This window comes from Sediminivirga luteola, assembly GCF_014639315.1.
Lineage (GTDB): Bacteria > Actinomycetota > Actinomycetes > Actinomycetales > Brevibacteriaceae > Sediminivirga > Sediminivirga luteola.
Genome location: NZ_BMFY01000008.1, coordinates 180,224 through 189,297 on the forward strand (window position 1 = coordinate 180,224; position 9,074 = coordinate 189,297).

General features: G+C 68.2%; 8 protein-coding genes. 3 read left to right on the forward strand and 5 right to left on the reverse strand.

Going from position 1 to position 9,074, the window contains the following annotated elements:
• Positions 1-152 precede the first annotated feature (152 nt).
• On the forward strand, positions 153-1,646 hold the full coding sequence (gene rpsA / locus IEW13_RS10615) for a 30S ribosomal protein S1 (RefSeq protein ID WP_188550882.1): 1,494 nt from the start codon (positions 153-155) through the stop codon (positions 1,644-1,646).
• 96 nt (positions 1,647-1,742) lie between these two features.
• Positions 1,743-2,393, forward strand: a complete 651-nt coding sequence (gene coaE, locus IEW13_RS10620; protein ID WP_188550883.1) for a dephospho-CoA kinase — start codon at positions 1,743-1,745, stop codon at positions 2,391-2,393.
• Between the two features lie 9 nt (positions 2,394-2,402).
• On the opposite strand, the gene IEW13_RS10625 is transcribed toward coaE, so the two are convergent.
• The gene (locus tag IEW13_RS10625; protein ID WP_188550884.1) at positions 2,403-2,831 is read right to left on the reverse strand and encodes an OsmC family protein; all 429 of its coding nucleotides are present in this window, start codon (positions 2,829-2,831) and stop codon (positions 2,403-2,405) included.
• A gap of 253 nt (positions 2,832-3,084) precedes the next feature.
• Here IEW13_RS10625 and IEW13_RS10630 point away from each other — a divergent pair, with 253 nt between their 5' ends.
• A complete protein-coding gene (locus tag IEW13_RS10630) occupies positions 3,085-4,359 on the forward strand; it encodes an ABC transporter substrate-binding protein (protein ID WP_188550885.1) in 1,275 nt (424 codons plus the stop codon).
• 234 nt (positions 4,360-4,593) lie between these two features.
• Here IEW13_RS10630 and IEW13_RS10635 read toward each other — a convergent pair whose 3' ends face one another.
• From IEW13_RS10635 to IEW13_RS10650, 4 genes are all read right to left on the reverse strand, one after another.
• Positions 4,594-5,409, reverse strand: a complete 816-nt coding sequence (locus tag IEW13_RS10635; RefSeq protein WP_188550886.1) for an ABC transporter ATP-binding protein — start codon at positions 5,407-5,409, stop codon at positions 4,594-4,596.
• The gene (locus IEW13_RS10640) at positions 5,406-6,359 is read right to left on the reverse strand and encodes an ABC transporter ATP-binding protein (protein ID WP_229745085.1); all 954 of its coding nucleotides are present in this window, start codon (positions 6,357-6,359) and stop codon (positions 5,406-5,408) included. Before IEW13_RS10640 ends, IEW13_RS10635 begins: the two co-directional genes overlap by 4 nt.
• A gap of 98 nt (positions 6,360-6,457) precedes the next feature.
• Positions 6,458-7,438 (reverse strand): branched-chain amino acid ABC transporter permease, encoded by a 981-nt coding sequence (locus IEW13_RS10645; protein ID WP_188550888.1) that lies wholly within the window; start codon positions 7,436-7,438, stop codon positions 6,458-6,460.
• Between the two features lie 22 nt (positions 7,439-7,460).
• Positions 7,461-8,822, reverse strand: a complete 1,362-nt coding sequence (locus IEW13_RS10650; RefSeq protein WP_373283569.1) for a branched-chain amino acid ABC transporter permease — start codon at positions 8,820-8,822, stop codon at positions 7,461-7,463.
• Between the last annotated feature and the right edge of the window lie 252 nt (positions 8,823-9,074).

Genomic DNA, 9,074 nt, shown 5'->3' on the forward strand with positions numbered 1-9,074 from the left:
TGCATGCCTGGGCCTCACGTTGTTCCACCATGGTGCCACATCATGAGCGGCTCGTGTCCGCCCCGGGAAGCACGGCGTCATGAAGGCCCGCACGCAGCTGAAATGTCCATACGTCCACTACGAGACCATCCATTCACGGAGCCCCTATCTCTATGACCACCACTACGCCGGGCACGGCCGAACCCAAGCAGGTCGCGATCAACGACATCGGATCTGCTGATGATTTCCTCGCCGCCGTCGACGAGACGATCAAGTACTTCAACGATGGCGACATCGTGCAGGGCACCATCGTCAAGGTCGATCGCGACGAAGTCCTGGTTGACATCGGGTACAAGACCGAGGGCGTCGTGCTCTCGCGTGAGCTGTCAATCAAGCACGATGTCGACCCGGCCGAGGTGGTCAGCGTCGGCGACGAGATCGAGGCCCTCGTCCTCCAGAAGGAGGACAAAGAGGGGCGTCTCATGCTCTCCAAGAAGCGCGCGCAGTACGAGCGCGCCTGGGGCGACATCGAGAAGATCAAGGAAGAGGACGGCGTCGTCACCGGCACTGTCATCGAGGTCGTCAAGGGCGGCCTGATCGTCGACATCGGCCTGCGCGGCTTCCTGCCGGCCTCCCTCGTGGAGATGCGCCGGGTGCGGGATCTCGCGCCGTACATCGGCCAGCAGGTCGAGGCGAAGATCATCGAGCTCGACAAGAACCGCAACAACGTCGTGCTTTCCCGCCGCGCCTGGCTGGAGCAGACCCAGTCGGCCGTGCGCTACGACTTCCTGCAGACCCTGCAGAAGGGCCAGGTGCGCCCCGGCGTGGTCTCCTCGATCGTCAACTTCGGCGCCTTCGTCGATCTGGGCGGCGTGGACGGCCTGGTGCACGTCTCCGAGCTGTCCTGGAAGCACATCGACCACCCGAACGAGGTCGTCTCGGTGGGCGACGAGGTCACCGTCGAGGTCCTCGACGTGGACATGGACCGCGAGCGGGTCTCCCTCTCGCTGAAGTCCACCCAGGAGGATCCCTGGCAGCAGTTCGCCCGCACGCACGCCATCGGGCAGATCGTGCCGGGCAAGGTCACCAAGCTCGTCCCCTTCGGCGCCTTCGTCCGCGTCGAGGACGGCATCGAGGGCCTGGTGCACATCTCCGAGCTCGCCGTGCGCCACATCGACCTGCCCGAGCAGGTCGTGTCCGTGGACGACCGGATCTTCGTCAAGGTCATCGACATCGACCTGGACCGCCGCCGCATCTCCCTCTCGCTCAAGCAGGCGAACGAGGGCGTGGACCCGGACGCCGAGGAGTTCCTCGACCCGGCGCTGTACGGCATGGTCCAGGAGTACGACGAAGAGGGCAACTACAAGTACCCCGAGGGCTTCGATCCGGAGACCGAGGAGTGGCTCGAGGGCTACGAGGCCCAGCGCGAGGAGTGGGAGCGGCAGTACGCCGAGGCCCAGGCCCGCTGGGAAGAGCACAAGAAGCAGGTTGCCGCGGCTCTGGCCGCCGATGCCGCTTCCGCTGCGGAGGCTGCCGTGGAGGGCTCCGGCTCCTCCTCGTCGTCGTCGCAGTCGAGCTACGGCTCGGAGCCCGCTCCGAGCGATGCCGGCACGCTGGCCAGCGACGAGGCGCTCGCCGCGCTGCGTGAGAAGCTCGCCGGCAACTGACGGCCTGGTCGTCAGCGCCTGAAAGGCGCGCGGCCGCATGACGAAGGGGGATCCCGTGACGGGGTCCCCCTTCGTGCGTCTCGTAGCATGGTGACCATGCTGATCGGACTGACGGGCGGGATCGCCGCGGGTAAGTCGACGGTCTCGGCGCGGCTGGCCGCGCACGGCCTGCATCTGATCGACGCCGATGTGCTGGCCCGCGAGGCGGTCGAGCCCGGCAGCGCGGGGCTCGCCGGCATCGCCCGGCACTTCGGCCCCGGGGTGCTGACCGCCGACGGGAGCCTGGACCGCCCCGCGCTGGGGGCGCGGGTTTTCGCGGACCAGGAAGAACGTGAGGCGCTGGGGCGGATCGTCCACCCCGAGGTGCGGCGGCTCTTCCTTGAGCGGCTGGCGGAGATCCGCGCGGAGGATCCCGGCGCGGTCGTGGTGCATGACGTCCCCCTGCTGGTGGAGAACCGGATGCAGGGGGACTATCACCTGGTGGTCGTGGTGCATGCGCCGGCCGGCGAGCGGCTGCGCAGGCTGGTGGAGGACCGGGGGATGGACGAGGAACAGGCCCGGCAGCGGATCGCCGCGCAGGCCACGGACGCGGAGCGAATGGCGACCGCCGACGTCATCCTCGACAATTCCGGCAGCCGTCAAGATCTCGAGCGGCAGGTGGACGCCCTGGTGCGCGGGCGGATCCGTACCGGCGCCGCCGTCTTGGCGGCCCGGCGGCGCCGCCTTGCAGCGCGCCGCCGGACCTAGGGGAGACCTCTAGCCCAGCGAGGCGCTCAGCGTGATGTCGACGGCCTTGAGGGCCTTGCTCACGGGGCATTCCTTCTTGGCCTTCTCCGCGAGCTCCTCGAACTCGCTGGACGACAGCCCCGGGACCTTGCCGACCACGACGAGGTGGATCCCGGCGATCCCGCCCTTCTCCAGGTCGAAGGTGACATCGGCGCCGGTGTTGATCTCCTCCGGCGGGGTCCCGTTGCCGGCCAGGATGTTCGACAGCGCCATGGAGTAGCAGGCCGAGTGCGCTGCGGCGATCAGCTCCTCCGGGTTGGTCTTGCCCTGATGCGATTCCGCGCGCGAGGCCCACGCCAGGTCGAAGGTTCCCGCGCCCGAGGTGTCGAGGCTGACGCGGCCGCTGCCCTCCTGGAGCGTTCCCTGCCAGACGGTCTGAGCCTTGCTGATGAGTGCCATGGCGTTCCTCCTCGTGATTGGGTTGTGCACCGTCAGCCTACTCGCCCGCTGGTGGCGGGCCCAAGGCCGGCCCGGCGGTGGCGGCCGCGCCGTGCGGTATACCCGCGTTATGGATTCGTGACGGAACCGCATCCCGATTTTTCCTCCACGAAACGTCGCCTCCCTCTAATCTGGATTAATCTTGGCGCAGTGATCTCGGTCACTAGCCGATAATCTCGCGGGCGCGGTGCCCGTGAATTCAGGGAGGCAGAATATGCTCATTCGGAAAAATAACGGCCGCTTCGGCGCGGGCGTGAAAGCCGCGGGAATCGCGGCGGCGCTCCTGCTGGGCGTCTCCGCCTGCGCGACGGGCGGCGGCGACGACAGCGGTGACGGTGGCGGAGAGGGCGGCGGCGAAGGCGGCGCCCTGCGCATCGGCACCCTGCTGCCGCAGACCGGTGCCCTGGCCTTCCTCGGCCCGCCGGAGATCGCCGGCGTCGACCTGGCCATCCAGGAGATCAACGAGACCGGTGGCGTGAACGGCGAGGACGTCGAGGTGCTGCACCGCGACTCCGGCGACACCACCACGGACCTGGCCAGCCAGTCCACCACGGATCTGCTCAACGAGGGAGTGGCCGCCATCATCGGCGCCGCCTCCTCCGGTGTCTCCCAGACCGTGATCAACCAGATCACGGGCGCCGGCGTCCTCCAGATCTCCCCGGCCAACACCTCGCCGGAGTTCAGCGAGTGGGACGACGACGGCTTCTACTGGCGCACCGCGCCCTCGGACGTGCTGCAGGGCCGCGTGCTCGGCAACTACATCGTCTCCGAGGGGCACCAGACGGTCGGCATGATCGTGCTCAACGACGCCTACGGCACCGGCCTGGCGGAGAACATCACCGAGGCCGTGGAGGGCGCCGGCGGCGAGATCGTCGCCGAGTCGCTGTTCAACGAGGGCGATTCTCAGTTCACCTCCCAGGTGGACGAGGTCGTGGCGGCCGATCCTGACGCGGTCGTGCTGATCAGCTTCGATCAGGCCACCTCGATCATCCCGCTGTTGACGGCACGTGGTGTCGAGCCGACCAATCTGTTCATGGTGGACGGCAATACCGCCGATTACAGCGGCGATCTGGATCCGGGCACCCTGGAGGGCGCCTCCGGTTCGCAGCCCGGCGCCTTCGCCGACGGCGAGATGCAGGAGCGGCTGCTGGAGATCGATCCGGATTTGGACTCCTTCAGCTACGCGGCGGAGTCCTACGATGCGGCGGCACTGGTCGCGCTGGCGGCGATCAAGGCCGGCTCGACCGATCCGACGGCCATCCGGGACGAGATGCAGGGCATCTCCAGCGGCGGCGAGCAGTGCTTCCTGTTCACCGAGTGCCGGGAACTGCTCGAAGCCGATCCGGACGCGGACATCGACTACGAGGGCTACTCCGGCCCGATCGAGTTCTCCGATGTGGGCGATGTGACGGCCGCGACCATCGGCATCTACGTCTACGACGGCGACAATGTGCCGCACCCGGAGTTCGAGGAGTTCGGCGAACTCTGATCCACTTCGGCCACGGCCGGACACGAGGCCCCGTCTCCCGCACCGGGAGGCGGGGCCTTTGCCCTGCCCGTCATGCCGTCATGCCGTCAGGACGACCCCCAAGGACCCCCAGGACCAGCGGGACCAGCGCACACTGGATGCCCCCAGCACAGCGTGAAGGCCGCCTCGCGGGTGCGAAGCGGCCTTCGTGCTGTTCTCTGTGCTCTCTGCTGCCCGGCGGCGCCTGAGCGAGCCTCAGGCGGTGCCGCCGTCCTTCCGGTTGTCCTTGCCCTCCACCTGCTCGGCGAGGTCGCCGAGGTAGAGCTGGATCACCTTGGGATCGTCCAGCAGCTCGCGGCCGGTGCCGGTGTAGGAGTCCCGGCCCTGGTCCAGGACATAGCCCCGGTCGCAGATCTGCAGGCAGCGGCGCGCGTTCTGCTCCACCATGATGACGCACACCCCGGCGCGGTTGATCTCGTGCACGCGCAGGAAGGTCTCGTCCTGGCGCACGGGGGACAGGCCGGCCGAGGGCTCGTCCAGCAGCAGCACGGCGGGGTCCATCATCAGGGCGCGGGCCATCGCGACCATCTGCCGTTCACCGCCGGAGAGCGAGCCGGCCCGCTGGGAGCGGCGCCGGCCGAGCTCCGGGAACAGGCCGGTGACGTAGTCGAAGCGCTCCGCGAAGACCTTGGGCCGCTGGAAGAGGCCCATCTGCAGGTTCTCCTCGATGGTCAGCGCCGCGAAGACGTTCTCCGTCTGGGGCACGAAGCCCAGCCCGCGGGAGACGAGCTTATTGGCCTTCAGCCCCGTGAGGTCCTCGCCCTTGACCACGACCGTCCCGGAGTGCACCTTGACGAGGCCGAACATGGCCTTCAGCAGGGTCGACTTGCCCGCGCCGTTGGGGCCGATGATGCCGATCAGCTCCCCGGCGCGGGCCTCGATGCTGCAGCCGTTGAGGATGTTCACGCCCGGCAGGTAGCCGGCCACCAGATCCGTGACGGTGACCACGGCCTCCGGGCCGCCGGGGCCGCCGGCTTGCTGCGGGGCGGATGCGGGTGCTGTCGGGCTCATGCCTTCTCCTCGCGTTCGTGTTCTTCCTCGCCCAGGAGCCCGGCGTCCTGCGTGCCGACGACGGACTCCTCGTCTTCGGCCAGCTCAGCCTCCAGCTCCGCCACGCCCGCGGAGTCACCCAGGTCGACGTCGTGGTGGGCCCCCAGATAGGCGTCGACGACGGCCTTGTCCTTCATCACCTCGTCGGGTGGTCCCTCCGCGACCACCCGGCCCTCGGCCATGACCACCACCCAGTCGGCGATGTGCCGGACCATGTGCATGTCGTGCTCCACGAAGAGCACGGTCACGCCCTCGGATTTGAGGTCCTTGATGTGGTCCAGGAGGGACTGCTTGAGCGCGGGGTTGACGCCCGCCATCGGCTCATCGAGCATGACCAGCGAGGGCTCCGTCATGAGTGCCCTGGCCATCTCCAGCAGCTTGCGCTGCCCGCCGGACATGCTCGCGGCGTAGTCCTCGCGCTTGGCGTCGAGCTTGAAACGCGCCAGCAGCCGGTCGGCCTTCTCGGTGAGCTCCTTCTCCCGGGCCTTCCACAGCCAGGGGAACAGTGCCATGTAGATGCGTTCCCCGGGCTGCGCGGCGCCGCCGAGCCGCATGTTCTCGATCACCGGCAGCTTGCCCAGCACCTTGGTCAGCTGGAAGGTGCGGACCATGCCGAGCCGGGCCACCTTGTGCGGGGCGACGCCGGCCAGGGAGTGCCCGTCGAAGGACCAGCGGCCGCTCTGGGGCGTGTCGAACCCGGTCAGCAGGTTGAACAGCGTCGTCTTGCCAGCGCCGTTCGGGCCGATCAGCGCGGTGATCTTGTGACGCGGGATCTCCAGATGCGCCACATCCACGGCTTTGAGCGCCCCGAACTGCCGGGTGACCCCGTCGGCGACGATGATCGGGTCGCGTTTGGCGCAGCCGGGCGTCGGCGCGGCGCCGTCGGAGACGATGGGACGTACATCGGTCATATACGGGTTGTCCGCCCAGTGCGCGTAGTCGGCGGTCTCTCCCGCGGTGGCGGTGCCTGTCGGCTGAGCGGCGTCGTTCTGGGCGTGCGGGCCGGTGGTCATGAGAACGCCAGCTCCTTCCTGTTGCCGAGGATTCCCTGCGGCCGATAGATCATCAGCAGCATGAGCGCCAGGCCGACCATGATGTAACGCAGCTGGCCCGCCTGGACGGTCGAGATGAAGGTCACGGTGCCAGACTCCACGAGCCCGACCAGGACGCCCTGCGTGAGCGAGAGGACCACCCAGAAGATCATGGCGCCGATCACCGGTCCCAGGACCGTGGTCATGCCGCCCAGCAGGAGGCAGGTCCACAGGAAGAACGTCAGCTCGGTGCCGAAGCGGGCGGGCTGGACGGAGCCGGTGGCGAGCACGAAGATCATGCCGGCCGTGGTGCCGAGCAGGCCGCCGAAGATGAGCGCCTGCATCTTGTAGGCGTACACGTTCTTGCCCAGCGAGCGGACCGCGTCCTCGTCCTCGCGGATGCCCTTGAGCACCCGGCCCCAGGGGCTGCGGACCATGACGAACACGATGGCCGCCACGATGATGACGATGCTCCAGGAGACCACGATCATCCACAGGGAGCGGGCGGAGACGGTGAGCGGGCCGATGGCGTACTGGCCCGCCTCAAAGGGGTTGAGCGCGTAGAAGTCACGCTCGAAGGCGGACAGGCCGTTGGCGGCACCGGTGATATGGGTCAGCTGGTGCGTGGTGACCACGTACCGGATGATCTCCGCCGCCGCGATCGTCACGATGGCCAGGTAGTCCGCCCGCAGCCGCAGGGTCGGCAGGCCCAGTATCAGTGCCAGCACGAGTGAGCAGCACAGCGCCACCGCGACGGCGACCAGCAGCGGCGCATCGAAGGTCAGCACCGAGATGGCGAAACCGTAGGCGCCGACGGCCATGAAGCCGGCCTGGCCGAAGTTGAGCAGCCCGGAGAAGCCGAAGTGCAGTGCCAGCCCGAGCGCGGCCAGCGCGTAGGCGGCCGTATTGGGGTTGATGATCTCCCAGAGGGCGTTGGTCAGAATGCTTGAGAAGTCCATGGTTTCCTCTTCGAATCCGGCCTCAGCCGATTCTTTCCTTTCTGCCCAGGAGCCCCTGCGGTCGGAAGATCAGCACGAGGATCATCATGAACAGCGCGCCCACGTACTTCAGGTCCGCGGCGAGCCAGATGGTCGAGATCTCGGTGAGCAGGCCGACGAACAGCGCGCCGATGAAGGCGCCGAATATCGTGCCGAGCCCGCCGACCGTGACGGCGGCGAAGATCATCAGCAGGATCTGCTGGCCCATATTGAAGGTCACGCCGGGGCGGTAGTACGCGTAGAGGATGCCGGCGAGCGCCGCCAGCGCCGCGCCGAGGATCCACACCAGCCGGATCACCCGGTCCACATCGATGCCGGAGGCCGCCGCGAGCGCGGGGTTGTCGGCCACCGCGCGGGTCGCCTTGCCCAGCCGGGAGTACATCAGCAGTGCGGAGACGCCCAGGATGATGACCAGGGCGATCACCATCGAAGTGAGGTTGTTCGTCGTGATCGAGAACGGCCCGACGCTGATGACGGAGCTCTGCGCGAACGGCAGATGCCTGGTCTGGCCGCCGAAGAAGAACTGCAGGATGTAGCGCATCGTGAGCGCGAAGCCGATCGAGACGATCATCATCGGCACGAGGCCGGCACGCCGGTCGCGCAACGGCTTCCAGATGACGGTGTCGTTGAGATAGCCGTACACGGCGCCGCCCAGGACCGCCAGCGCCAGCGCCACCCAGAACGGCACGCCCGCCGCGACGAAGAAGAAGGCGAGCACGGCGCCCAGGGTCACCGTCTCGCCGTGGGAGAAGTTGTTCAGACCGGTCGTGCCGTAGACCAGGGAGAGTCCGACGGCGGCGAGACCGAGGATGAGCCCGAAGGTCAGGCCGGCCAGCGCGCGTTCGCCCAGCACCACGCCGAAGTTGCGGCCGGGCCGCTCCGGGGTGCCGGTGACCTCGTCGACCGCCTGCTCGGAGGACTCGCTCGCCGCGCCGGTGTCCGTGCCCTCGTCCTGCGGGCTGGGTGCGGGGCTCGCCGCTCCGTCGCCGAACTGGAAGATCACGCCGGCGTTGCTGGTGGTGCCGAAGTCCACCTCGCGGGGGTTCTCCTGGCCGGGAGCCAGCGAGACGCCCTCGGGCAGGGTGGACTCGTCCAGCTCCAGCGTGTAGACGCCGCCGACGGGAAGGGAGATCTGCCAGCGGCCGTCCTCGTCGCTGACGGTCTCGCCCGAGCCGCCCTCGCCCTCCGCGGTCAGCCGGACGCCCTCCACCGGTTCCCCGTCGGCCCGGAGCGTACCCCGGATGCTGTACGAGCCGCCCTCGTCCTCCGTGCCCTGAGCGAGCACGGCGGAGGCCGCGGGGGCCGCGGTGAGCAGTGCGAACGCGGCGAGAAAAGCGAGGATCACGCCCGCTCTCCACCGCCGGGCCGCACTGAACTGCGCGGTCAATTGCTTCACAATTGCGCCTTCCATCTCGGCTGTGAACGAGCAGATGTGGCCTCGGTCACGTATGAACGATAGGCAGGATTATTGCACGCATTTCGCCCGGTCTTTTTGACGGCTGTGTAACGTTTACGGGCTCTTCGGACTTCCGGTGGGGATCACGTGTTGAGTCCGCCTGCGACGAGGAGCATGCGGAGGCGGTAGTTGGAGAGGTTG

Bases quoted from the DNA above. Each gene is read 5' to 3' on its own strand.
- coaE (WP_188550883.1), top strand. From the start codon at position 1,743: ATGCTGATCGGACTGACGGGCGGGATCGCCGCGGGTAAGTCGACGGTC.
- IEW13_RS10640 (WP_229745085.1), bottom strand. From the start codon at position 6,359: ATGACCGATGTACGTCCCATCGTCTCCGACGGCGCCGCGCCGACGCCC.
- rpsA (WP_188550882.1), top strand. From the start codon at position 153: ATGACCACCACTACGCCGGGCACGGCCGAACCCAAGCAGGTCGCGATC.
- IEW13_RS10625 (WP_188550884.1), bottom strand. From the start codon at position 2,831: ATGGCACTCATCAGCAAGGCTCAGACCGTCTGGCAGGGAACGCTCCAG.
- IEW13_RS10645 (WP_188550888.1), bottom strand. From the start codon at position 7,438: ATGGACTTCTCAAGCATTCTGACCAACGCCCTCTGGGAGATCATCAAC.
- IEW13_RS10635 (WP_188550886.1), bottom strand. From the start codon at position 5,409: ATGAGCCCGACAGCACCCGCATCCGCCCCGCAGCAAGCCGGCGGCCCC.
- IEW13_RS10630 (WP_188550885.1), top strand. From the start codon at position 3,085: ATGCTCATTCGGAAAAATAACGGCCGCTTCGGCGCGGGCGTGAAAGCC.